Source organism: Tatumella sp. UBA2305, from assembly GCF_002345795.1.
Lineage (GTDB): Bacteria > Pseudomonadota > Gammaproteobacteria > Enterobacterales > Enterobacteriaceae > Tatumella > Tatumella morbirosei.
On sequence record NZ_DDVT01000015.1, the window covers coordinates 175,966 to 201,109 of the forward strand.

The 25,144-nt window shown below is 49.4% G+C and carries 20 protein-coding genes; 12 read left to right on the top strand and 8 right to left on the bottom strand.

Annotated features, from left to right (window positions below; all coding sequences use genetic code 11):
- Nucleotides 1-6 precede the first annotated feature (6 nt).
- Complete coding sequence (fliD, locus tag B3Z23_RS07220) at nucleotides 7-1,440, bottom strand: flagellar filament capping protein FliD (protein ID WP_294904848.1); 1,434 nt, start codon at nucleotides 1,438-1,440, stop codon at nucleotides 7-9.
- Nucleotides 1,441-1,672: 232 nt separating this feature from the next.
- Between fliD and B3Z23_RS07225 the strand changes: the two genes are divergently transcribed.
- The 5 genes from B3Z23_RS07225 to B3Z23_RS07245 all read left to right on the top strand — a co-directional run bounded on the left by B3Z23_RS07225 (nucleotide 1,673) and on the right by B3Z23_RS07245 (nucleotide 8,520).
- Nucleotides 1,673-2,491, top strand: coding sequence for a flagellin (locus B3Z23_RS07225; RefSeq protein ID WP_038021024.1), 819 nt, complete (start codon nucleotides 1,673-1,675; stop codon nucleotides 2,489-2,491).
- A gap of 70 nt (nucleotides 2,492-2,561) precedes the next feature.
- Complete coding sequence (locus tag B3Z23_RS07230) at nucleotides 2,562-6,260, top strand: glycosyltransferase family 2 protein (RefSeq protein WP_294904853.1); 3,699 nt, start codon at nucleotides 2,562-2,564, stop codon at nucleotides 6,258-6,260.
- 31 nt (nucleotides 6,261-6,291) lie between these two features.
- Nucleotides 6,292-7,098, top strand: a complete 807-nt coding sequence (locus B3Z23_RS07235) for a glycosyltransferase family 2 protein (protein ID WP_294904856.1) — start codon at nucleotides 6,292-6,294, stop codon at nucleotides 7,096-7,098.
- A 143-nt stretch (nucleotides 7,099-7,241) separates the two neighbouring features.
- Complete coding sequence (locus B3Z23_RS07240) at nucleotides 7,242-7,961, top strand: RNA polymerase sigma factor FliA (protein ID WP_294904859.1); 720 nt, start codon at nucleotides 7,242-7,244, stop codon at nucleotides 7,959-7,961.
- A gap of 37 nt (nucleotides 7,962-7,998) precedes the next feature.
- Nucleotides 7,999-8,520, top strand: coding sequence for a flagellar regulatory protein FliZ (locus B3Z23_RS07245; protein ID WP_294904862.1), 522 nt, complete (start codon nucleotides 7,999-8,001; stop codon nucleotides 8,518-8,520).
- Here B3Z23_RS07245 and B3Z23_RS07250 read toward each other — a convergent pair.
- Complete coding sequence (locus B3Z23_RS07250; RefSeq protein WP_294904864.1) at nucleotides 8,500-9,408, bottom strand: LysR family transcriptional regulator; 909 nt, start codon at nucleotides 9,406-9,408, stop codon at nucleotides 8,500-8,502. The two genes, B3Z23_RS07245 and B3Z23_RS07250, sit on opposite strands and share 21 nt — an antisense overlap.
- A 102-nt stretch (nucleotides 9,409-9,510) precedes the next feature.
- Between B3Z23_RS07250 and B3Z23_RS07255 the strand changes: the two genes are divergently transcribed.
- Together B3Z23_RS07255 and B3Z23_RS07260 are read left to right on the top strand one after the other, a co-directional pair.
- The gene (locus tag B3Z23_RS07255; RefSeq protein ID WP_294904867.1) at nucleotides 9,511-9,924 is read left to right on the top strand and encodes a carboxymuconolactone decarboxylase family protein; all 414 of its coding nucleotides are present in this window, start codon (nucleotides 9,511-9,513) and stop codon (nucleotides 9,922-9,924) included.
- A 167-nt stretch (nucleotides 9,925-10,091) separates the two neighbouring features.
- The gene (locus B3Z23_RS07260) at nucleotides 10,092-11,081 is read left to right on the top strand and encodes a helix-turn-helix transcriptional regulator (RefSeq protein ID WP_294904870.1); all 990 of its coding nucleotides are present in this window, start codon (nucleotides 10,092-10,094) and stop codon (nucleotides 11,079-11,081) included.
- A 61-nt stretch (nucleotides 11,082-11,142) separates the two neighbouring features.
- Here the strand turns inward: B3Z23_RS07260 and B3Z23_RS07265 are convergent, their stop codons facing one another.
- Together B3Z23_RS07265 and putA are read right to left on the bottom strand one after the other, a co-directional pair.
- On the bottom strand, nucleotides 11,143-11,265 hold the full coding sequence (locus B3Z23_RS07265; protein WP_294904873.1) for a small membrane protein: 123 nt from the start codon (nucleotides 11,263-11,265) through the stop codon (nucleotides 11,143-11,145).
- Between the two features lie 278 nt (nucleotides 11,266-11,543).
- Nucleotides 11,544-15,497, bottom strand: coding sequence for a trifunctional transcriptional regulator/proline dehydrogenase/L-glutamate gamma-semialdehyde dehydrogenase (putA, locus tag B3Z23_RS07270; RefSeq protein ID WP_294904876.1), 3,954 nt, complete (start codon nucleotides 15,495-15,497; stop codon nucleotides 11,544-11,546).
- A 410-nt stretch (nucleotides 15,498-15,907) separates the two neighbouring features.
- On the opposite strand from putA, the gene putP reads away from it, so the two are divergent.
- The gene (putP, locus tag B3Z23_RS07275) at nucleotides 15,908-17,392 is read left to right on the top strand and encodes a sodium/proline symporter PutP (RefSeq protein WP_294904879.1); all 1,485 of its coding nucleotides are present in this window, start codon (nucleotides 15,908-15,910) and stop codon (nucleotides 17,390-17,392) included.
- A gap of 785 nt (nucleotides 17,393-18,177) precedes the next feature.
- Nucleotides 18,178-18,966 carry a phosphate starvation-inducible protein PhoH gene (phoH, locus tag B3Z23_RS07280; RefSeq protein WP_294904882.1) on the top strand — a complete coding sequence of 263 codons (789 nt, stop codon included), beginning with the start codon at nucleotides 18,178-18,180 and terminating at the stop codon, nucleotides 18,964-18,966.
- 137 nt (nucleotides 18,967-19,103) lie between these two features.
- On the opposite strand, the gene B3Z23_RS07285 is transcribed toward phoH, so the two are convergent.
- A complete protein-coding gene (locus B3Z23_RS07285; protein ID WP_294904885.1) occupies nucleotides 19,104-19,661 on the bottom strand; it encodes a TetR/AcrR family transcriptional regulator in 558 nt (185 codons plus the stop codon).
- Nucleotides 19,662-19,770: 109 nt separating this feature from the next.
- Here B3Z23_RS07285 and B3Z23_RS07290 point away from each other — a divergent pair, with 109 nt between their 5' ends.
- Nucleotides 19,771-20,238: a nuclear transport factor 2 family protein gene (locus B3Z23_RS07290; RefSeq protein WP_294904888.1), complete on the top strand. Its 468-nt coding sequence runs from the start codon at nucleotides 19,771-19,773 to the stop codon at nucleotides 20,236-20,238.
- Between the two features lie 203 nt (nucleotides 20,239-20,441).
- Here B3Z23_RS07290 and B3Z23_RS07295 read toward each other — a convergent pair whose 3' ends face one another.
- Nucleotides 20,442-20,564 (bottom strand): small membrane protein, encoded by a 123-nt coding sequence (locus tag B3Z23_RS07295; RefSeq protein ID WP_349677213.1) that lies wholly within the window; start codon nucleotides 20,562-20,564, stop codon nucleotides 20,442-20,444.
- A 405-nt stretch (nucleotides 20,565-20,969) separates the two neighbouring features.
- Between B3Z23_RS07295 and B3Z23_RS07300 the strand changes: the two genes are divergently transcribed.
- Complete coding sequence (locus B3Z23_RS07300; protein ID WP_294904890.1) at nucleotides 20,970-21,893, top strand: alpha/beta hydrolase; 924 nt, start codon at nucleotides 20,970-20,972, stop codon at nucleotides 21,891-21,893.
- Nucleotides 21,894-21,898: 5 nt separating this feature from the next.
- On the opposite strand, the gene B3Z23_RS07305 is transcribed toward B3Z23_RS07300, so the two are convergent.
- Nucleotides 21,899-22,027: a hypothetical protein gene (locus B3Z23_RS07305; protein ID WP_294904893.1), complete on the bottom strand. Its 129-nt coding sequence runs from the start codon at nucleotides 22,025-22,027 to the stop codon at nucleotides 21,899-21,901.
- Between the two features lie 674 nt (nucleotides 22,028-22,701).
- Between B3Z23_RS07305 and B3Z23_RS07310 the strand changes: the two genes are divergently transcribed.
- Nucleotides 22,702-23,499: a (S)-acetoin forming diacetyl reductase gene (locus B3Z23_RS07310; protein ID WP_294904895.1), complete on the top strand. Its 798-nt coding sequence runs from the start codon at nucleotides 22,702-22,704 to the stop codon at nucleotides 23,497-23,499.
- A gap of 80 nt (nucleotides 23,500-23,579) precedes the next feature.
- Here the strand turns inward: B3Z23_RS07310 and B3Z23_RS07315 are convergent, their stop codons facing one another.
- Nucleotides 23,580-24,830, bottom strand: coding sequence for an NAD(P)/FAD-dependent oxidoreductase (locus tag B3Z23_RS07315; RefSeq protein WP_294904898.1), 1,251 nt, complete (start codon nucleotides 24,828-24,830; stop codon nucleotides 23,580-23,582).
- Nucleotides 24,831-25,144 lie beyond the last annotated feature (314 nt).

Genomic DNA, 25,144 nt, shown 5'->3' on the forward strand with positions numbered 1-25,144 from the left:
GACTCCCTATTTATCCGACGAGTTATCAAACTGCGATGCCAGATATTGTTTGGTCTGATCCATCTGCGACATCAGTTTATTCAACTGCGTAAACTGCGTTTTATAGCGGGCCATCGTACTGTCTATAGCCGACTGCATATTGTCGTAACGTTTGCTGAGATCGTCGTAGTTGTTGTTCAGTGAATCAATAGCATTTGCCAGCATCCCTTTATTTCCGACGCTGTCACTTAACATATCATTCAGGGTATTGTTCATGCCGGTGGCAAAGCCGCTGGTTTTACCATCACCGGTGAAGAAACCGGTCACTGCCTGTGGATTACTTTTCAGGGCGTCGTTCAACTTATTTTCATCTATCGTCAAAATACCGGTGGAACCATCGGCCTGCACGCCCGGGTCCATACTGATCCCCAGTTGTGCCAGAATGGAATAGGCCCCTTGCTGAGGTTGAGTCAACATCGATTGTAACCGGACCTGGATATTACGCACGGTACCATCGCCGATTAACGGGCCGTTTGAGGTAGTGTCGGTAACCGCCGTAGCCGTTCCTGAGAAACTGGTCAGGCTGGCGATAGTGGATTGCAGTTTATTATAGGCAGTGACCCAGTCTTTAACCGCTTTCACGGTATCATCTGTGTTGTTACCAATCTCCAGAGTCTCTTCGCTTTGCGAAACCGATTTCAGATTAAGGGTGACTCCGGAAGGTGCATTGGTGACGGTATTACTTTTACTGTCGATAGCAATTCCATTTACCGTCAGTCTGGCATTCTGACCGGCGATGGTCTGATGCATGGCTGAACTGCTGTCAGTGGATGAGTATCCTATGACGCTCTGTAACTGGTCATCCCCACTGACGGACACTGAGATATTATTCCCTTCGCCGGTATCTTTGGCGGTCAGGCTAAGATAGTACTCACCGTCAGCTGCGCGGATACTGGTGGCGTTAATTCCTGCGCCACTCTGGTTAATGGCATCCACGATGCTATCCAGTGACGTTTGTTTATCTGTCAGAGTGAGGGTCACCGGGGTGCCCCGGCCCGTCTGCAGGGTCAGTGTCCGGCTGCCACTGTCTGAACTTCCCAGAGCGGTGTCACTGCTACTGATTTTTCCGGACAGTAATGACTGTGCAGTGGCCAGTTGTGTCACTTTCACCTGATACTGGCCGGGAATTGCACTGCTGTCGGTGGATGCAGAAAATGACAGATTGTTACTGGTCACTGCCGTGGCATTAAAGGTGGTGGATTTCGTCAGCGCATCAATCGCGGACTGCAGATTTTGCAGGCTGCTCTTCAGTTGCCCGAATGCAGAGATTTTGTTTTTACAGGCAGTCGCTTCGTTGGTAATAGGGGTCAGTTTAGCCTGCTCTGCTGCCTGTAAATTATTGTACAAATCAGTCAGATTAAGATTACTGCTGATATCCAGATTACTGATGGCGGTCATCATAATATCCTGTTGTTACTGAGAGTGTATTGGCAATATCGGCCCAAAAACATAAAGGTTTAAGCCGTAAACATCGCACAGGGTTGTTATCAGCCTGCAGACAAAATCCGCATTATTGGTTTTTTTCCGGTCACTGGCTAAAGTTAACCTGCTGCTCACCGATATCAGTCATGAACGCAAAGGGAATGCCTTTTTGCTTATTCAATGAACATTCATTTATTGAAGGATAAAAACCATGGCTGTTATCAATACCAACATCATGTCATTAACCACTCAGACTAACCTGAACAAAGCACAGTCTTCTCTGGGTACCGCAATCGAGCGTCTGTCTTCGGGTCTGCGTATTAACAGTGCAAAAGATGATGCAGCTGGTGAAGCTATTGCTAACCGTATGTCATCTAATATCCGTGGTCTGACTCAGGCCTCGCGTAATGCGAATGACGGTATATCACTGTCACAAACCGCGGAAGGTGCGCTGAATGAAATGAACACTAACTTACAGCGAATCCGTGAACTGACAGTGCAGGCGAAAAACGGGACTAACAGCGCTGCCGATATCGACTCTATTCAGGCTGAGGTCGATGCACGTCTGGCTGAAATTAAACGTATCGGGAGTGCAACAACGTTTAATAACATTCAGTTGTTTGACAGCACCAGTACCAGTATCAATATCCAGGTAGGTTCTAACGATAGTGCTGATGCGAACGTTATCTCTATCTCTTTGTCAGATAACGGCTTTAAATCTCAGACCCTGGGCAGTGATTACAGTGTGACCGGTGAGACTGCTCTGGCCGATATCGATGCCCGTATCTCTGATGTAGATACAGCCCGTAGCGGACTGGGTGCGATTCAGAACCGTTTTGAATCAACCATCAACAACCTGAATGCTACTGTGAATAACCTGTCTGCTTCTCAGTCTCGTATCCAGGATGCGGACTATGCGACTGAAGTATCCAGCATGTCACGTGCGCAAATTCTGCAACAAGCGGGTACCTCAGTATTGTCGAAAGCTAACCAGGTTCCACAGACCGTCCTGTCATTGCTGCAAGGCTAATCAGAAACGTTGGTTAAAACCTAACCCCGCTCTGCGGGGTTTTGTTGTGTTGCGCGGACAGGGGATAGGAATGAAGAGAATACTTTTTTCGCTGGATAGCCTTAGGCAGTTCACGGCGGCGGAGTCTTTACTGCTACGTCTGGCCAGATGGTTTCTTCATCAGGGTTGGTCGGTTGATATTACCGCTCGACTGACAGACGGGGAATACCGACAGCAACTGACGCAATTGTCGCTGACAGGGCCACTACGTCTGTTTATCGATAATGACCCACCTTCACCCGGGCAGTCCTCCGACGACCTGTACCACCACTATCAACTCATCTGGGTGTGTAATGGTTACCTTTCAGCCAGGCTGATTGAACTTATGCATCGGGGTGAGTTGCATGGATGCTGCCTGTTTCAGCATTTCTCATCCTCTGTGCCGGGTATAGGTGAAGAGATTAGTGCTCTGGAAAACCGACTCGCCTGGCGCATTATAACGGACTCGCCGCGCAGCTATGCTGCACAGCGCTTACGTGGTGCATCGGGGCCAGCCATGCGACTGCTTCCCCTCGCGTTTGACGATGACCACAGTGACCCCGGCAATCCGGAGGGCGCGGCGTTGAAACATATCCTGTGGGTGACTCAGAGCCTGAGTCCGGCTCTCAGTGAGCTGACATCGATGTGCCGTTTACGGGGAATTCGTCTGGATGTCATGCTGATAGCGCAACAAACCTCAGCACTGACCAATCAACAGCTCAGTCAGTATCAACTGGTGGTGGGAGAACATCAGTGGGTGGCGCGGGCACTTTGTCTGGGCATTCCTGTGTGTATAGCCGGGCAGGGCGGCTGGCACGGTTATCTGACAGAGCAGTCACTGACGATGGACAGCGATAATTTTTTTATTGCCACGGGGGGGAGCCAGCCTGATATTCAGCAATATTGTGATGCATTAATCAACGGGTTCGCAAAGGCACTGCAATGGGCAACCGGCTTTAAATCCAGTGCGTTGCAGAACTGGTCTTTGTCTGCGCTGTTACCACCACTGCTTGATTCTCTTCCGGCGGCCGGCAGACTGATGTTGAGTGATGCAGATGCGAAAGAATGGATGATGGTAAGGAATATTCTTGCGCAGCAGGCCGATGACAGTCAGCCATTACTGCAATGGCTGAAACAGAGGGAGATCAGTGAGACACGGCGGGCTGTGCTTTCTGCCATTATTGCAGGGCAGGGAGAGGTTTCCAGAATCGGAGTGATCATTCTCGACCGCAGGAATGACCGGACGCAGTGTGAAAACAGCCTGATGTCAGTTCGCCAGCAATCACTGGCGGCGGAACACTGCATACTGATTAGTACCATGCATTACCCGTCATTGCTGCAGGAAAATGAGAAGCAACTTTCTCTGCCGGTTGACGGACAGGCACTGTTTCAGACCACTATCCGCTTTACAGCGACCAGCTGGCTGGTGATTGAAGCCGGCACCTGTTGTCTGAATGACAGCCTGTTATTGTTTGCGGAACATCAGTTACAGCAGCCGGGTATTGAGGTCTGTTACAGCGATATTTTACAGGGAGACAGGCTCGAAGATGCGCAGTTACTCCTGAAACCAGACTGCAATATCGACCTGCTACGCAGCCAGCATTATCCGGGAGAGGAGTTGCTGGTCACCGCTACATGTATCAAACAGTATCTGGTGGAGGACGCCTACAGTAATGAACTCATATTCAGTGAGCTTATCTGGCGGGTGATTGAACACACAGGTCCGGGCGCAGTCGGACATCTGCCGGAAGCCGTGTTGCTTATCCCTGAACGCCAGGTGATGGAATCAGTCACGGCACAACGCCGGGAAATTACTCTACAGCATCTGCAACGTTGTGGCAGTGAGGGTTGGATAGAACCAGGTACAGCAGGGTACCCCGACCAGTTGCGTTACCCTTTGCCACTCACAGCCCGTGTTTCTATTGTGATTGTTACCCGTGATAACCAGCCATTGCTACGTCGTTGTCTTGACAGCTTAACCGAACACACACGCTGGCCGGATTATGAACTGCTGATTGTCGATAACGGTTCCTGTCAGGCAGACGCCTGTGATTATCTGAATCAGTTACAGGCGCTGAAACTAAGGAATCTGAAAATACTGCACTGGACGGATGGCTTCAATTTTGCGGCTATCAATAATTTTGCTGCTGCCAGGGCGACAGGTGATTATCTGTTATTTCTCAATAATGACTGCAGCTTCAGTGATTCTGGCTGGTTAAATAATCTGCTGGAAATCGCTCATCGCCCGGAAGTCGCGGTGACCGGTGCAAGGCAGCTTTTCGCTGATCAACGTATCCAGCATGCGGGATTTATCACCGGATTTGGCAGCGGAGTCGCTGAAGCCTTCCGTGATTCACCGTCCACTGCGAGCGGATATTCTCATTACCTGCAGACAGCCCAGCAGGTCACGGCGCTGAGCGCATCCTGCCTGTTGGTCCGGCGCAATGTGTTTGACACTGTCGGCGGTTTCGATGCACAGCATTTCGCCGGGGGGGCCGCCGATATCGATTTTTGTCTCAGGGTCCGACAACAGGGTTATCTGGTCGTCTGGACACCACAAGCGACACTGCAACATATGGGCGGTGCCACAAGACTTTCTGCCGCCTGTTATCCGGCCGAAGCTGTGGCAGAGCAGCAGGGCAATGATGCATTGCGTGAACGCTGGCAGGGAGCCTTATGTCAGGATATTCGTTACCACCGTCACTTTACCCGCACGGGTCAGCCTTTCAGGCTGTCACACCGGACAGCCAGAGTGCAGTACCCGTTACCAGGCAGGCCGTTGCCGGTCATAATGGCAGGTCATGTTAATTTTACCGGTTGTGGTCATTACCGTGTGATACAACCCTACCAGCTGATGGAACAACAACTGCAACTCGAAGGCGGATTGATCCATGGTTTGCCTGCGGCTATGGAAGTCGCGGCAATTCAGCCGGATCTTTTGTTATTACAGATGCCGTTTGATCCGCAGATTGAAGAAACCCTCCGTCAATACCGGCAGTTATCCGGTACCAAAATTATTATGGAATATGACGATTACTTCCTCCGTCTGCCGCGACACAATCAAAACCGCCATAAATTACCGAAAGATATTGCCGGCCAACTGAGGCGGACCATGGAGAGTGCCGATCATCTGGTGGTATCCACAGCTGCGCTGGCCTCGGCCTATTCCGGTTTGCACAGTGATATCAGGGTCGCACAAAACCGGCTTAATCCGTTGCAATGGGGCGCATTAACCAGTGCCCGGAACCAGGGAAGGAAGCCGAGGCTGGGTTGGGCTGGAGGGAACAGTCATACCGGCGATCTGGCTATTCTCCGGCCACTGATTGAGGCATTAGCGGATGAGGTAGAGTGGGTATTTATGGGCATGAAACCGGCTCAGTTCAGTGGTGAGTTTCATAGTGGTGTGCCGTTTGACTGGTATCCGCAGAAACTGGCGAGCCTGAGTCTGGATCTGGCTCTGGTGCCGCTGGAAATAAATCTGTTCAATGAATGCAAAAGCAACCTGCGCCTGCTGGAACTGGGAGCCTGTGGTATTCCGGTGATCTGTAGTGATATTGAACCTTACCGCGGCTCACTGCCGGTGACCCGGGTCAAAAATCACTTCAGGCACTGGATGAAGGCCATCCGGGAACACCTGAACTCACCGCAGGCACTGGCCACCAGAGGAGAGACATTACAACAGACAGTACGCCGTGACTGGCTGCTGACACCTCAATCACTGGCAGAATGGCAGCAAGCCTGGCTTGGATAAACCAGCCTCTGCAAAGTTACAGGAGTAAGTCATGAACAGACAATCCGGACGCATCGGAGTCGGTATTGTAACCTTTAACCGCAAGCCTGGGTTCCTCCGACTCTGGAATTCTTTACCCAAAGACCAGATTTATGCGTTGATTATTGTAAATGACGGTCGGCCGGACGCTGAATATCGCTCGTTACAGGCGATGCTGGTGGAAAACCCGCAGAATCAGGGCGTCGGATGCAGTAAAAATACCGCACTCAGATATTTGCTGGCACAGGATGTCGACCACATTTTCCTGATTGAAGATGATATTTATCTGAAAGATCCTCAGGTATTTGAACGCTATATTTCAGCCTCTGCAGAGACCGGAATACAGCATTTTAATTTCGCATTGCACGGGCCGTATAACGTTGATGAACAAGGGCAGCCACGGCCAAGGCTACAAGTAGATTATGCTTCATTCCGTCTGCCTCTTTATCCCAGTTGTGTTGGCGCGTTCTCCTACTACAGCCGGCACTGTCTGCAACAGGCCGGGCTGATGGATGAGATTTTCTATAATGCTCTGGAGCATGTGGAACATAGCTGGCGTATCATCCGGGCGGGAATGCACCCGCCGTTTTCCTATTTTGCCGATATCGAAAACTCCGGAGCTTATCTGGGGGACGAAGGCTGGAGCACACGCCAGTCCACTATCTGCAACCAGCTGACATTCCGGGCTATCTGCCTGACCGCCGCCATGCAATTTGAAGATAAGTATGGTTTTGCACTGTCGACATTGCCGGTGGCCGACCGTCAGGCGGCTATTCGTTCTCTGCGTAGTATCAGGGCGCACTTTTCTTCCCGTCAGTAGTTTCTGCGCTGGTCATCGCCTCTCCTGACCGGCGCATTTTTCAGCCGCATAACACATTTAATTTTAACTCTTTTTTCCTTCGATAGTTCTTCTCCCTGACGGTTGATAATTTCTCCACGGCCCTGGCAAATCAGGATGGAATTGTGGAGAGCTTATATACCGCCGAAGGTGTCACTGATAAACAGGATATCTGGCAGCAATATGTACAGCTGGTAAGGCATGAAGCCTTAAGGCTACAGGTGCGACTACCCGCCAGCGTTGACCTCGATGACCTGATTCAGGCCGGAGGAATTGGACTGTTGAATGCAATAGACCGTTACGATGCAACCCAGGGGACGGCATTTACGACCTACGCTGTACAAAGAATAAGGGGGGCGATGCTGGACGAATTACGCAGCCGTGACTGGGTTCCCCGGCGCGTCCGGCGCGAAGCCCGTGAAGTAGCTGCAGCGATAGCTCAACTGGAACAGACCGCGGGTAAGCCGGCAAGTGAGCAGGAGATCGCCTCCTTCCTGCGAATAAGTCTGGCGGAATACCGGCAGATTCTGATGGAAACCAATACCAGTCAGTTATTTTCGTTGGAGACGTTATGTGAAGACAACGGTGACGGTATGGAATTGATGATGGAACATCGTGAAGAAAGCAATCCATTACATCAGCTACTCGACCATAGTCTGCGAAATCAGGTGCTGGAGGCGATTGAGGGGCTGCCTGAACGCGAAAAACAAGTCCTCAGCTTTTACTATCAGGACGAACTCAATCTTAAAGAGATTGGGGCTGTCCTGAATGTCGGTGAATCAAGAGTCAGCCAGTTACACAGTCAGGCAATTAAGCGGCTGCGCGCTCGTCTGAAAGATAATTAACGGAAGAAAAACTCAGCGCCGGAGCGCGTAAAAAATCATGAAAACTCACTACCAGCGTTTAAGTCGCTATATTCGCGATTATAAGTATGCCCTGCATCACTGTAGTAGTTGCGGCAATCAACTCAGCCGCGTGCGTCTGTTACTGTCCGGCAAACTGATTACTCATAAAGATATTATGTATATGGATCGCCCGGTTACTGCACAGGAGTGGCAGATCTTTATGACCCGGCTGGAACCAGTGTGCCGGTTTTGTTCTACCGTCAGTAACGGTCGTCAACCGACATTGTTTGATATTCAGGCGTTTAAGCAGGCACTACTGGCTGATGGATGTCTGTGTCTGGCGACCATCAGGGAATATGTCATGCGCTTACGGCGGCTGGATCAGGCGTTAACGGATCAAGGATATACCCGGGAGAAATTGCCGGACTATCATTCTTTGGAATTATGGGATGAACTGTTACCGGAAAAAAGCCGGATAAATTACCGTATAGCACTGGCAAAATATGCCTGCTATTTCCCGGGAGACACTCCGGACGTATCAGTCACGGAGTACCGATAACTGTTCGCCAAACCGGGACATCAAAAGTTCGATAAAACGACGATGCCCTGGCAACGGCTGCCGGTCAGCAAAGCTAACCACCTGTACCGGCTTAGCGGGCGGAAGAAAATCATTCAGCAACGGAATCAGCCGTTGCTGCACAATGTCTTCTGCCAGCAAAATTTCAGGCTGCATAATAATTCCCAGTCCTTTAAGTGCAGCTGCACGCAATGCTTCACCATTATTTACCGACATACACAGACTGACAGGGATGCGCAAAGGATGACCTCCCGATTGCAAAGTCCAGTGCTTACTGGCCTGTGGATGTGCGAATCCCAGGCAGCGATGGTTACTCAAATCTTCCGGCCGCTGTGGCATCCCGTACCGGCTCAGATAATCTGTGGTCGCACAAATGACGGAACGGTAGGGTGCCAGTGAGCGAGCGACGAATGCGTTAATATTGTCTGTTTCACCGATGCGAATCGCGATATCTATGGCCTGTTCGGCCATATCGGGTATCACATCACTCAATACCAGCTCCAGATTAACCTGTGGGTAGAGGGTCAGAAATTCAGCGCATAACGGAGATAGGGCATGCACACCAAAAGTGACCGGCGACGCTACCCGCAGCCGCCCGCGGGGTGAAGATTGCAGTTCCCCGGCCAGTGACTCTGCTTCATCCACACGGGCCAGAATATCACAACAGCGCTGATAGTAACTAAGGCCAAATTCAGTCAGGCTTTGCCGTCGGGTTGTACGGTGCAGTAGCCTGACACCGAGCATTTTTTCCAGGGCTTTAATATGCAGGCCGACCATGGTGGCACTGATCCCCATTTCTTCAGCAACCGCGGCAAAACTGCCTTTTTCTGCAACCCGGGTAAAAATCGCCATACTTTCAAGTTTGTTCATGATTGCCAGGTAATACTTGTGAAAGATAAAAGTATATCGATGTTTATCAAGTGAGGTTAATCAATTTTAATAACGTTAACCCCACTATTAAGGAGTAAGAACATGCTAAGTCATCCCGAATTACGCCAGCGAGGTATGCAACTGTTTGAAAGTTTGTACGGTAACGGGGCCGGAGAAGCCCTGAAACAGGATATGGACGGCCTTTGTCCGGACTTTACCGATATCTCCATTGAATGGGCGATGGGCGGTATTTTGAGTCGTCCGGGATTAGATTCTAAAATTCGGGAACTGGTCGTGATTGCTTCGTGTGCAACCCTGGGTCATCCGGTACCACAGTTACGAGCACACACGCTGGCAGCATTGAATGCCGGTGCCAGCAGGGTAGAGATCATTGAGAGTATATTGCAATTGTTGTTTTACGCCGGAGGTGCGGCAGTGCGTAATGCCCTGGTGAATATTCGTGATATTCTGCCTCCTGAAGAGCCGACGACAGTAGCCAGTGAAACCGGAATGTAATCAGAGTGTTATCCCCTAAAAGGCACAATATTCTATTTTTGGTCAGCCATTCCGGTGACATATTTTCTCAAGAAAAATTCATGATTCATTAATGGTGTTTGGCCGGGAAATTTTGTAAGGTTGTTGCATAGTCTCATAGCCATCTGCTGGCAACTTCGAAAGTTATTATGACCCGGCCCTCATCATTATATACCCAGCATATCCTGGAAGCCTCGGTTATTGATCCGGAAAAGCGCTTTCATGATATTGAAGAAAATCTGAGCTGTTATGGTATTCGCGTAGTTAATAACCGACGACCAGAAGATATTATTGCTAAACACAAAACAATTTCCGCTATCGGTGGAGATTACTGCAGTGCCATGGGCTCTGACAATCAGACCATATTTGACCCACATGCCGTCGCCGAAACTTCGGTATTTATTTCCATGTTGATGGAAGGAGAGCAATTAGTCAGTGGTCGTGACCGTTCGGTATCGACACGAGTTCGCCCGGGAAGTTTATTTATTCATCAGCGCGCGGATTTTTATCACTATCATGCGAAAGGGGTAAAGCAGTTGTATGTTATTCCCTCGAATACGCTTAGCTCCCCATTATTCATTGGTAAAATTAATACCCCTGTGGTGGTGGTTGATAAACATCCACTGTCCGGGTTTATAAAATCCCATATGCAGTTACTGGACAGTAGTTCTCATTATCTGTCACAGCGGGAAACCGGAACCGTAGTTGACGGTTTAATGAATATGGGATTGCTGCTGTTATCTGATATCGCTCAGGAAAAAGGACTGCAGGCCACCGGGAAGCGTGCATGGTTATTTAACAGTGCCAGCTCATTGATTCAAAAGAACTATTTGTTACATGACCTCAATCCGGATTTACTATCGGTGATGATGAAATGCTCCAGAGCCAGCCTGGATCGGGCATTTCAGGAACAAAATACGTCGGTGATGGCAGTGATACGTGATTGCCGTTTAAATGCTGCCCGTGAATTACTTGAAACGCATCCGGAGATGCGTATCGAAATGATTTCCTGGAAATGTGGTTTTGTCAGTCATTCACGGTTTGGTAAATTATTCCGTGAAAGATACCAGACAACACCAAAATTATGGCGTGATTATCATTGCGCTCATTCTGGTATATCTTCGTTAAATGGTGATTGACTGTTTTTTATATCGGCAATCATTGTGCTGTCATTTATTTTACAAGTTTAAATTGCCAGTGTTAACGCCGAAGCGTTGGGAATTTTTTGTATCTCCTTTCTTTCAGATATGAATATAAATTGTAGATGGCGATCGCGACCAAAATAACAGCAATCAATAATAAAGCATCGGTAGTTGAGTTCATCAGTACTTTATCCTTGGCATTAAAGAACACAGAGAAAAGATTTGCACCGACGTAGTTTATATCCGGCTGAACAGAAGGAACTACGGACGGAGAAAGTGCTGACTACTATGATTTCAAATAATAACGCGGTAAACAGCGTTTAGCCTCAAGACTGGTCAACGGGCATCAGTTGGCAGAGAAAACAAGGGAATGAGGCTGGTGAGTGTGACCGGAGAAGGACCAAAAAGGAATGAAGCCAGGATGTCCCGTGGCGCAGGAAGCACCACGGGACAGAGCGGTTAGCCGATAGTCATCAGACTGGCATTACCCCCGGCAGCGGCAGTGTTGATACTGACCGCACGTTCAAGGAGTAACCTTTCGGTGAGGATAGCGGATTCTCCCCGGGAAAATCCCTGTACCGAGACAATCGGGCCATTGCGTCCGGCAACCTCCTTGCATAACAGAATTAACTGATCAGCATCGCCGTGGAAAATTACCGCGTCATAGGGCTGACTGGCTGGAGCATCACTCAAATCAATCTGCTGTCGAACCTCTGCAGGCAACTGTTCCAGCCAGCTGCGGGTCAGCTCATTATCATTCCATAATACGCGACAACCGGTGCAGGTAACGGCCGCAAGCTGGCAAAAGGCATCCTGCTGATTATCCGCTACGCACCATACCCGTTCCCGTGGCAGCAGTGTGTAACTGTTACGTTCACCGGTGGGGCCGTCAAGCAGTCGCAGGGTATGACTCTGATTATTTTCAGCAAACTGTCGGCATTGTGCCGTCAGCAACTGATTATCCTGTGCTGCCGCAAAGTCACTGAGGGCTGTAAACGGAGCAGAGATAACGTGGCTGTCCAGAGGTGAAGTCAGCCGTGATAATGTCTGTTTAGGTCCGTTATCCGGACGAGAGGAGAGTAACCGGTAAAGATAGAGGGGCCCCCCGGCTTTCGGTCCTGTTCCTGACAGTCCCTCACCACCGAAAGGTTGCACGCCGACCACAGCGCCGACCATATTCCGGTTTACATAGAGATTACCAGCGCAAATATCGCGCGTGACGTGATTGATGGTCTCATCAATACGGGTATGAACCCCGAAGGTCAGGCCATAGCCGGTGGCATTAATCTCATCGATCAGAGAAGAGAGCTGATTGCGGGAATAACGCACCACATGCAGCACCGGACCGAACACCTCACGCTGTAAATCTGTTGGACGATTTATCTCAATCAGTGCCGGGACGACAAAGCGTCCATTATTCAGCGCTGTCAGTTTACCGCTATCCGGATGAGTAATCCGGCTCACTTTAAAGCCTTGTTCTGCCATTGAGGCAATATGTTGTTCAATCATCTGTTGGGCTTCTTCATCAATGACCGGCCCAATATCGGTCGTCAGAAGTTCCGGGTTACCTGTACGATATTCGGCCATTGCTCCCCGCAACATATCCAGCGTATGGTCGGCAATATCTTCCTGCAGGCACAGTAACCGCAGGGCAGAACAACGCTGACCCGCACTGTCAAAAGCAGAAGCTATCACATCAGCCACGACCTGCTCAGTCAGTGCGGAGGAGTCGACTATCATGGCGTTAACTCCACCAGTCTCAGCAATTAGTGGCACAGGTTGTCCCCGGGGATCCAGCCGGCCCGATATGTTACGTTGTAACAAAGAAGCCACTGCCGTCGAGCCGGTGAAGATGACTCCGCGAATGGAAGGATCGGCCACCAGCTGCGCCCCCGTCGTTTCTCCCTTGCCTGGCAGTAACTGTAGTACGCCCTTCGGAACTCCGGCTTCATGCATGATTTGTACGGCCCGCATGGCAATCAGTGGTGTCTGTTCAGCTGGTTTGGCCAGTACGGCGTTACCGGCGGCCAACGCTGCAGCTATCTGACCCGTGAATATAGCCAGAGGGAAGTTCCAGGGACTGATACAGACCACCGGACCCAGCGGGCGGTGAGTCTCATTGTCAAAATCAGCGGAGACTGTAGCGGCATAATAACGTAGGAAATCTACGGCTTCCCGCACTTCTGCGATAGCGTTCTGAAACGTTTTTCCGGCTTCACGGACCAGGATACCAATCAGTGTCTGTATCTGATCTTCCATCATCATGGCCGCGTTTCCGAGGATAGTCGCCCGCTCCTTTGGAGGGGTAGCAAACCAGATAGTACAGGCGGCGTTGCTGGTTTTCAGGGCGGCAGTGACTTCCTGTTCGGTTGATTCCCTGACGTAACCCACAATGTCCCGGACTGCTGACGGATTGAATACCGGCAGTGCATCCGGTCGCTGCTGTTCCGCCAGTGGTTCAGCATCAATCAGTGGTTCTGCCAGCCAGGGACTGGTGGCACTGTTCAACAGGGCGCTGGACAGAGAGGCCAGCCGATGTTCATTGGCCAGATCAAGCCCGGAAGAGTTTTGGCGATCGCTGTGATACAACTCACGCGGCAACGGGATTTTCGGATGTGGCAAACCGGTGACCCCTTCCTCCCGGGCCAGTTGTTCAGTCGCCAGTACAGGGTCAGTAATCAGGTCATCAAGAGATAAGGTCTTATCGGCTATCCGGTTAACAAACGAGGTGTTTGCACCGTTTTCCAGCAGACGTCGGACCAGGTAAGCCAGCAGAGTTTCATGAGTTCCCACCGGCGCATAGATACGGCAGGGACGGTTAAGTTTTCCTTCAGACAGCGGCCCTACCACCTGTTCATACAACGGTTCCCCCATACCATGCAGACACTGAAATTCGTACTGGCCAGGATAGTAGTTGTTGCCAGCCAACTGATAAATCGCCGCCAGACTCTGTGCATTGTGGGTAGCAAACTGCGGATATATCAGGTTGGGGACTGACAGCAGTTTACGGGCACAGGCCAGATAAGAGACATCGGTATAAATTTTACGTGTATAAACCGGATAACCTTCCAGTCCCTCTGTCTGGGCGCGTTTGATTTCGCTGTCCCAGTACGCCCCTTTGACCAGACGAATCATCAGACGGCGGTGGCTACGTTGTGCCAGATCAATCAGAGAATCTATCACGAACGGACACCGTTTCTGGTAGGCCTGGATCACAAAGCCTATACCGTTCCAGCCTTCGAGTTCCGGTTCAAAACAGAGTTTTTCCAGCAGGTCGAGTGACAGTTCCAGCCTGTCAGCTTCCTCCGCATCTATATTGATACCGATATCATATTCACGGGCCAGCAAGGTCAGGGATTTCAGCACCGGATAAAGTTCTGCCATGACTCTGTCATACTGTGCCCGTTGATAGCGAGGGTGCAGAGCTGACAGTTTGATCGAAATGCCCGGTCCTTCATAAATGCCCCGGCCATTAGAGGCTTTACCGATGGCATGAATCGCCTGCTGGTACGAGAGCAGGTAAGCTGCGGCGTCTTTGTGCGTCAGGGCGGCTTCACCCAACATATCGTAGGAATAGCGGAATCCTTTATCTTCCAGTTTCCGTGCGTTTGCCAGGGCTTCAGCGATACTCTCGCCGGTGACAAACTGCTCACCCATCAGACGCATGGCCATATCTACCCCTTTACGCACCACCGGCTCACCGCTTTTACCGATAATTCGGTTGAGGGAACGCGACAGGTTCGCTTCATTATGGGTAGCGACCAGTTTGCCGGTCACCAGTAAACCCCAGGTGGCAGCGTTCACAAACAGAGAGGAGCTGCGGCCGAGGTGAGACTGCCAGTTACCGTGGCTGATCTTATCGCGGATTAATGCATCCCTGGTGGGTTTATCCGGAATACGCAACAGCGCTTCTGCCAGACACATCAGTGCTACACCTTCCTGTGATGACAAAGAAAACTCCTGTAACAGGCTTTGCACCATACCGGCACGACCACTGCTGACTTTCTGCTGACGCAATTTTTCGGCCAGTTGCAGAGCCAACTGATGAGTCTTCTCTGACATTGCCGGGGTCAGGCGTGCCTGCTCAAGGATCATCGGAACGGCATCGGTTTCCGGACGACGCCATGCCGCGGTAATGGCCGAACGGATAACCGACTGTGGCAGAACCTGCTCAGCAAAATCCAGGAAGGGTTGTACGGTTTCTTCTTTTACGGGTAAAGCGTCGGGTTCATGGCCGCCGGCAAGCTGCTCAGAAGCCCAGGGGCTGTTACCAGATTCAATCGCCTCCAGCAAATTAAACACTGCCTGGCGAATCAGCCAGTGAGGTGTTCGATCAATCTTTTGTGCGGCGAGTTTCAGCCGCTCCCTGGTTTCTTCGTCCAGCTTTACACCCATTGTGGTGGTGGTTGCCATGTCTGTCTCCGTTTGCTGTATGTTCTTATAGGTTGCACCTCAATATCGCTGAAGTTGCAACCTGTTGCAACTATGAAAAACTTATGAATTAAACGGGTAATACTTAGTCTGAAAAGTTAAGAGTTTTACCGTCAGTCGTTATTTTTCGCCAGTACAAGATAAGAGGTTATTTATGCCGTTAAACCAGGGTTGCATAAAGTTGCAATGTTGAAAAGTTTGATCCGACTCTGGTTGTGAATAAAAAATAAGTGCTTTCCATGTAACAACATGTTACTTCATTGTTGCAACTGGCAGGGGGGTGGAAACTACACGATATGCGTATTATCTGTGCGTAAAGCACGGGGGATAGTGATTTTTTCGTGCTATTTGCTCAGACTGTGCCTGATAATAAGCAAAAAATGGAGACAAACATGACAGCCAGTATCCCGTTACTTGTAACATTTATTATTTATATCTTCGGTATGTTGCTTATTGGCTTTGTTGCCTGGCGATCGACCAAAAACTTCGATGATTACATCCTGGGTGGCCGTAAACTCGGCAGTCTGGTCACGGCACTTTCTGCCGGTGCCTCAGACATGAGTGGCTGGCTCCTGATGGGATTACCGGGCGCTATTTTTCTGTCGGGGATTTCTGAAAGCTGGATAGCGATTGGTTTAGTCATCGGTGCCTGGCTGAACTGGAAGATTGTGGCCGGGCGGTTACGGGTTCAGACTGAGCATCATAATAATGCCCTCACTTTACCGGACTATTTTTCCAGTCGCTTTGAAGACCGGAGTAAAATATTACGGGTGATTTCGGCACTGATTATTCTGGTCTTTTTTACTATCTACTGCGCCTCCGGGATTGTGGCGGGTGCCAGGCTATTTGAAAGCACCTTCGGTATGAGTTATGAAACGGCTCTTTGGGCGGGGGCGGCAGCGACGATTGTTTATACTTTCCTGGGCGGCTTTCTGGCAGTCAGCTGGACCGATACGGTTCAGGCCAGCCTGATGATTTTTGCTCTGATCCTCACTCCGGTGATTGTTATTTTTGCGGTGGGTGGCATCCCTGATGCTATGAAGGTTATCGAAGCCCATGGTTCGGGATTTACCGATATATTCAACCGTACCAGTTTTATCGGGATTATTTCTCTGCTGGGGTGGGGACTGGGGTATTTTGGACAGCCGCATATTCTGGCACGTTTTATGGCTGCAGATTCACATCGTTCCATGCGCGCTGCGAGACGGATTGGTATGAGCTGGATGATTCTGTGTCTGCTGGGGGCTGTGGGTGTTGGATTCTTCGGAATAGCGTATTTTGATACCCATCCGGCGATGGCAGGAGCCGTTAATCAGAATGCCGAACGGGTATTTATCGAACTGGCAAAGATTCTGTTTAACCCGTGGATAGCCGGAATTCTTCTGTCAGCTATCCTGGCGGCGGTGATGTCCACTCTGAGCTGCCAGTTACTGGTCTGTTCCAGTGCTCTTACTGAAGATTTTTATAAGGCTTTTCTGCGCAAAAATGCAGGCCAGCGTGAACGTGTCTGGGTAGGGCGGTTGATGGTATTGCTGGTGGCACTGGTGGCTATTCTTCTGGCCCGTAACCCGGAAAACAAGGTCCTGGGCCTGGTGAGTTACGCGTGGGCAGGGTTCGGAGCTGCTTTTGGCCCGGTGGTACTGCTGAGTGTTTGCTGGAAGAATATGACCCGTAACGGTGCACTGGCGGGGATGATAGCGGGTGCGGTCACTGTGGTGATCTGGAAGCAATTTGCGCTGTTTGGTTTGTATGAAATCATCCCGGGGTTTATTGTCGGGTTGCTGGCGATTGTGATTTTCAGTAAGACTGGCTCCCGTCCTTCTCAGGAAGCTTTGCAACGTTTTGAAACTGCTCGTCAGGAATTTCAGAACGATTAAATCAGTATACAACAGACGATAATGTCTGGTTAAAAACCCGTGATATTACTCTGTCACGGGTTTTTTTGGAGTACGCATCAGGACTGAGTCAGGATGTTTGCCGGGGAAATTCTGTTATTCTGTCTGAAAACGGTAAAACAAAATGAAAGTATTCACCGTTTCGCTGATGAAAGAATATATTTCAGGGAGTGGTTATTTCTCAGGAACTGCCACTCATTCAGAGTCTGAGGGGCTATTTTTTGTTCAAAAAATAATCTGTTCCCGGTCGGCAGAATAAATTGACTGCATCGCATGACGGAGCCAGTCGGAAAAACGGGGCTGGCGAGCACTATTTATTGTTAACGCCAGTGTTGACGGAAATATAGTAACATTATGTTTTAAAAGGTTTATCTGATTTTATGTTCTAAGCTGCTTACTATTTTTTCGCGGAAGAGTAAAAATATTGTTGCATTTTACTGCCTGTCAGGTGCAAGTTATTCAGTGAGAGTATCAGTTCTACCCAGTACTTCGGAGAGTGTGCATGAATTGTGGCTGTATGCATCACATCAGATACATTTCGCTTATGTCGCCAGGCATAGGTACAGGCTACACTCTAAAATCATCGTCTTTTTATCACTTATATTCATTACTGCATGTCTCTTTAACCGGTACACGTTTATCAGAACGATGTACTGCTCTCTACGGCTGTTCATGGCTTAAAAGGAAGCCGGTAAACCTCTAAAGCGTTCACGTATACGTGCCTGATATTCAGGCCCGGAAAATGAAACCAACTGTAAGGTGCCAACATGGGAAGACAGAAAGCAGTGATTAAAGCGCGTCGTGAAGCGCGCCGGGTAATCCGTAATGATTCGCGCAGTCATCGTCAGCGTGAGGAAGAATCGGTCACTTCGCTGGTGCAGATGGGGGGAATGGACTCTATCGGCATGGCCCGCGACACCCGGGATCGTTCTGTAATTGCTGCCCGAAATGAGGCTCAGGCCCGTTATCTGGCCGCCATCGAAACCAAACAACTCATATTCGCCACCGGGGAAGCCGGATGTGGTAAAACCTGGATTAGTGCTGCGAAAGCAGCGGAAGCGCTGTCTAACAAAGACGTCGAACGTATTATTGTGACACGTCCGGTATTGCAGGCTGACGAAGATCTTGGTTTTCTGCCTGGTGATATTTCTGAGAAATTCGCCCCTTATTTTCGTCCGGTGTATGACGTTCTTGTAAAACGTCTCGGTGCTTCTTTTATGCAATATTGCCTGCGTCCTGAAATCGGTAAGGTTGAGATTGCTCCGTTTGCCTATATGCGCGGCCGGACTTTCGAGAATGCTTTCGTGATTCTGGATGAAGCGCAAAACGTGACTGCAGCACAAATGAAAATGTTCCTGACGCGCTTAGGGGAAAATGTGACGGTTATCGTTAACGGAGATATTACTCAGTGTGATTTGCCGGCAGGCGTGACTTCAGGACTGGGGGATGCATTAGCACGTTTTGCAGATGATGATCTGGTGGGTCTGGTTCGTTTTGATAAAGAGGACTGTGTCCGTTCCGAATTGTGCCAACGGACGTTACTGGCTTACGGTTAATTTACCATCCGGGCCTATAGCTGGCGGCAAATTACCGGTTGATAGGGGGAAATGTTAGCCTCAGGCCGCAACCGACAGGTTGTGGCCTGTTTATTGGATGCCTGACACCCATGTCTGTTGGCAAAAAAGGAGAGGTATTACGGGCTGATCACCCGTCGGGTGAGATCACTAAGCAAGGCAACACAATGAGCAACAGGTTCACCGCGTTGGGCGGTGACTATTGCCCCGTCAACTGCCATGGCTATCATGGCAGCCTGTGTTTTCCCCCCGGAATTTGCGCTTAGTAAACCGGCAAGAGTCACTGTCATATCCCGTTTATGTTTACGTACCCGCTCCAGTGCCTCGGGTAGCGTGTCACCTAATTCTGCTGCTGTATTGGTAAAGGCACAGCCCCGGAAATCATCGCTGTTAAACCATTGAGCCATCGTTTGGCCAATAGCCTGATCTAACGGTATTCCTTCTGCATTAAGAGCCAGTAATGAGTCTCTGAACCATCGCATCCAGTGCTGATGGCGGTAATCGAGAAACTCAAGAATCAGTTGGTTTTTTGACGGGAAATGGCGGTAAAAGGTCACTTTGGTAACGGCAGCTTCCCGAATAATCAGGTCAACGCCGGTGGCCCGGATACCGGCGCGGTAAAACAGTTGATGGGCGGTTTCAAGTATACGCTCACGGGCAGCAGAGGGTTTGGTCATCAGAAGTCTCCTGTAAAAATCTATCATAACCAATGTAGACAGACTTGTCTGCATTAGTTAGTCTGTATGTAGACAATTCTGTCTACATGACGTTAAATCAGGAGTCACCATGGAAATCAGACAGCCCGTACCTCCATTTACTGCCGAAACTGCGGCCGAAAAAGTCAGACTGGCAGAAGATGCCTGGAACAGTCAGGATCCACAACGCGTGAGCCTGGTCTATAGCCCGGATACCTTCTGGCGCAACCGTAATGAAGAAGTGAGAGGCAGGGAGCAGGTAGTTCAGTTTCTGCAACGTAAGTGGAGCAGAGAATTTGATTACCGACTGATTAAGCAGCTATGGGCGTTTGACGGGAACAGGATTGCAGTGAGGTTCGCTTATGAATGGCACGACGATGCCGGACAATGGTATCGCAGTTATGGCAACGAAAACTGGGAATTCAATGCCGAGGGGCTGATGATGAATCGATATGCCTGTATTAATGATAAACCGATTACTGAGGAGCAACGTCGCTTCTTCTGGGAAGGAACAGCCCGCCCTGACGATTATCCTGAACTCAACAGTTTTGGCTTTTGATGAGCAAGGCTTTGACTATGTCCCGGCACAATAATGGTCGGGATATATTGCCTCTTTTGTCACGGGAATATAATGTGCAGGCGAATCTGCGAGGATACTTTATGAATATTGAACAGTTTTATGTTGCCGGATAAAATCACCGGGGCGGTCAGTAAAAAACCGCCCCGGTGATTTCTCCCCAACAGGTAATGTTCAGGACCAGGTTAACGGCGTTTATTTCTTCCTGAAATAGTATGTTTTCTTTTATCCTTCAGATAGGAAACTAACGAAAATCCGGCAATGATTAACAAAATTATAGCAATAGCCAGCAACAGGTAATTCATCATACTGATTAACCCTTAATAAAAGTAAAAAACAGGATCTCAGCTTGTTAAATCAAAGACCTGGAGTAAGATAGCCTTGTCTAAATTAACGCGTTTTGCCCGTATTTGTATCCGGGTTATATTCTTAAATTAACCAGTTCCGTCATTTTCAGGACAATATATCCGGTTGGTTAACTTATTGTTTAATCACCGACAACATTTTATCACCCCGTACATAGAACAGCAGACATACACAGCTATCAGACTGGACTGACTCCATAAAGTAGGACAGTTCATGTTAAGCGGCCTTTTAGTTTCTGATTTATCCCGATGATTTTGTACCGGATGAAACATCAGGTGATAATTTTTTCATAATATCTGCGCATTGTTATGCTGTGATGAATGCATGACTTATTTGCAGGGGCCACTATGGATCGTCGTCAATTTATAGGAACTCTGGGCGCAGGTATGCTGATTAGCGGGTGTGTTAACAGCTTTGCGGCTCTGAACAATGTAAGTTCCGGAACTCCACAGACATTTCCACTTTGGCCTGCTCAGCCACCGGGCGGGGGCGGTCCCTCCGGGCCGGTTCACTGGACAGCCAAGGGAGCTCAACGCAATATTTCCCAGCCATCGCTGACGCTGTACATGCCGGTCAAAACCAACGGTTATGCGGTTATAATCGCTGCAGGAGGCGGATATAAACGTATCGAAATGGCCAGTGAAGCAATGCCAGCTGCACACTGGCTGACTCAACGAGGTTATACTGCCTACGTGCTCAGCTATCGGTTACCGGGGGAAGGCTGGAAAGACGGTAACCTGGTTGCCTTACAGGATGCGCAGCGGGCCATAAGACTTATCAGGCAGCGGGAAAAGAATATCGGACTACTTGGTTTTTCCGCCGGAGGTCATTTGCTGGGTATGGCAGCGACCCGACCTGATTTTACCAGCTATCCGGCGATTGACAGCCTCGACAGTAAGCCGGCAGCGGCCGACAGAGCTGCATTAATTTACCCGATAATTACGCTGGAATCGCCCTATACTCATACCTCGACACATAAAATTTTGGTGGGAAATCATGCCACGGCGCAGCAGGATGAAGCATGGTCAGTACAGAATTTTGTGAAGCCAGATTCCCCTCCTTTTTTTCTTGTCCAGGCAAAGGATGATCCGATCTCAAACCCGGAAAATACACTCATCATGAAAGCTGCCTGTGAGAGATCCCATGTGCCGGTAGAGTTGTATCGCTACGCAACCGGTGGTCATGGTTTCGGTATGGGGATACCGGGCACGCCCACGATGGAATGGCCGTCTCATTATCAGTACTGGCTGCACAACTGGCAGACCACCTGATACTGTTAACGTTCAAAAGTCAGGGCCGGGCTGGCTCTTGTAATATGACTCACAAAAGCAGAGCTGCTTTCGTCGCTGATAGACGGGAATTGCAGATTCCATTTTTTTACCCGTGATTTTCGCACACTTTCCATACTGCTCCTGCCAGGTTCTCTGCCACCCCGGTGGCAGACAGGCTTAATGATGCAGGAGGTGATTATGCGTGCTGACCAAAGTTCAGTAGTTGACCCGGAACTCTAATGGTCCCTGTTTACGTAACCGGAAATGAAAACTGTCTGGTCAGACAGCCATCTTATTGACTGCTGGCTGACATTCGAAACGGCTCTGGCAGCGGTGCAGGACATGCTGCTGGCGAATTACCTGTTGTTCTGAAGAATCATCGTTTCCCGTGCAAGGTCAATGCAATATTTTGCTGTAAAATCCGGATGTTTGTTCAGGTTTTTTTATTGAAATCCGTACGTCAAAAACCAGCAGTTTACTATGCCAGTCAGCTATCCTGGTATTGACGATATCAACGATATGTATTTCTGAGAGCTCGTCAGAACCGTGTCATGTTTCGCTGTGGCAACTAAAGGTCAGGAACAAAGATGATAAACCCATGTGATTACTAGGGTTTTAAAATAACGCTGATTTAATATTTAATGCGCTTAGCCCTGCCTGAACATCTCAAATGCCGTAAAACTTGATCTGAATCATCTTAATCTGCACACAGAGGATTACCTTAGAGGCATAACAAATTTTTCATCCTTTGGTAATAAATCTTAGCGATATACAAGATAACTTTATGTAATTTCAGAAGGAAATAATCATGAGTTCAGAGAAAAAAGTGGCAGTTGTCACAGGTGCAGGTCAGGGTATTGGCAGATCTGTCGCGTTACGACTGGCTAAAGATGGTTTCAGAATCGGTAGCCTGGATTTTAACGCCGATTCAGCTCAGGAGACCGTTAATCTGATCGCTAAAGCAGGTGGTGAAGCCGTTGCAGTCGTTGTCGATGTCGCTAGCCGGGACCAGGTATTTGCGGCCGTAGACAAAGTGGTTGAGAAATTTGGTCGGCTGGATGTCATCGTCAATAATGCCGGTCTGGGCCCGACGACGCCTATCGAAGATATTACTCCGGAAATCTACCATAAAGTGTTCGATGTTAACGTGGGTGGCGTTTACTGGGGAACTCAGGCTGCGCTTAAACACTTTAAGAAAAGAACTCCGGGTAAAACCGGCGATGTCATTGGTAAAATCATCAATGCTTCATCACAGGCGGGTCAGGTGGGGAATCCGGATCTGGCGGTATACGGCGCCACTAAATTTGCGGTACGTGGTATTACTCAGACGGCGGCTAAAGATCTGGCAAAATTTGGCGTGACGGTGAATGCTTACTGCCCGGGGATTGTGCGTACTCCAATGATGGAAGGTATCGCGCAGAAAGTTGCGGATGAAAATGGTCAGTCACTGGAGTGGGGCCTGCAGCAATGGGCGAAAAATGTGACCCTCGGCCGTATCTCTGAACCGGAGGATGTTGCGGCATGTGTTTCTTATCTTGCCGGCAGCGATTCAGATTATATGACCGGTCAGGCATTAATTATCGATGGTGGTATGACGTTCAACTAAGTCAGCACGATTTCTGAACTATTCCGGTAACGGCCCCTGAGGGGCCGTTGCTGTTTATCTGGCAGTTCTGCAGCGATATTTCACTGTGATTCACTTTTTTCAGGCTTGCTGCGGGCAAACCATTCAACGCCTTTTAACATGCCACGCCAGTAGAAAAAAGGGAGAAAGCGGGCAGTCAGGTACCAGGCTAAACGGCTGGCACGCGCGGGTTCACCAGGAAAAGTCGGCAGTAGCTTGTTTTGATAACCATATTCGGCCAGTACCACATGGCCTCTGGCGACAGTTAAAGGACATGAACCGTATCCGTCGTAATGGGTGAGTGGAGTGCTTCCCTGAATGATGTTACTTAAATTTTCAGCTACTACCACTATCTGTTTTCGGGCCGCGGCAGCCGTTTTAGAGGCCGGGGCCGAGCAACAGTCGCCCAGCGCAAAGATTTCCGGATATTTAGTGTGTTGTAGTGTTTTCTGGTCCACATCACACCAGCCATCAGGATTAGCGAGGCCACTATCGGCAATAAACGTCGGTGCTGTCTGCGGTGGGACGGCATGTAGCATATCGAACGGGTAAGTTTCTTCCCTGTCTGCCTGACCTTCTTCACTGATACGGAAGGTAGCCAGTTGATTGTTGCCGTCAACTTTAATCAGTTCGGACGAATAACTGACACTGGCGGTGTAGCGTTCCAGGTAGGATTTAAGAATCGGAATAAAATAAGGAACGCTGAAAATAGCCTTGCCTGCCACGTTAAATCGGACATTGATATTGCTGAGTACCCCTTTTTTCTGCCAGTGTTCGCAGGAAAGATACAGGGCTTTCTGCGGCGCACCGGCACATTTAAACGGGGTCATTGGCTGACAAAAGATGGCGTTGCCACGGGAAAGGGTGCTTGCAAGTTGCCAGGTGTAGGGCGCCAGTCCCGGACGGTAATTTGAAGTGACACCATTGCGTCCCAGAGTTTCTTCCAGCCCCTCGATTTTATCCCAGCATAAGACAACCCCACAGGCGATCACCAGAAAGTCATAACTTAACTGTTTACCCGACTTGGTAGTGACATGTTGGCTAAGGGGATCAACAGCGGAGACATTTTCCTGAATCCAGGTGACTCCCTCAGGCAAAACTTCGCGCATGGGTCTGATGGTTTTCTGATTAGCATAAAGTCCACCCCCGACCAGAGTCCAGCCAGGCTGATAATAGTGGTTTTCAGAAGGATCAATGACGGTAATCTGCAGATTTCTGATACGTTTTTTCAGACTCGCTATTACACCAATTCCGGCCGTTCCCCCGCCAATCACCAGCAGACGAGGTACCGGATAGGATGTCTGGAGTGCCATTAACTTGCTCCCTTCGCTGTTTTTAACTAAAAAATGAGAGTGTTACTGTATGGAGTATTACTGTTTTTTGCTGTTGAGTACCAAGTATCAGGAACTGACGTCTCCCGGCGACACCATGATATAGCTTAAAGGCGTGAGTTATCAATTCTTGTGGCAGAGGCACGGCCAGGCAGCGAGCGAATTGCTGGCAACCCTGTTCCTGTTCAACAAAATTATGCCGTCGGCGAGTTTTGGCCATAGTATTCTGTTACAGAGGGCGATGACTATTGCCAGAAAAGTCCCGGAAAGATGTTACTGCGTTTTAATTGAATCCG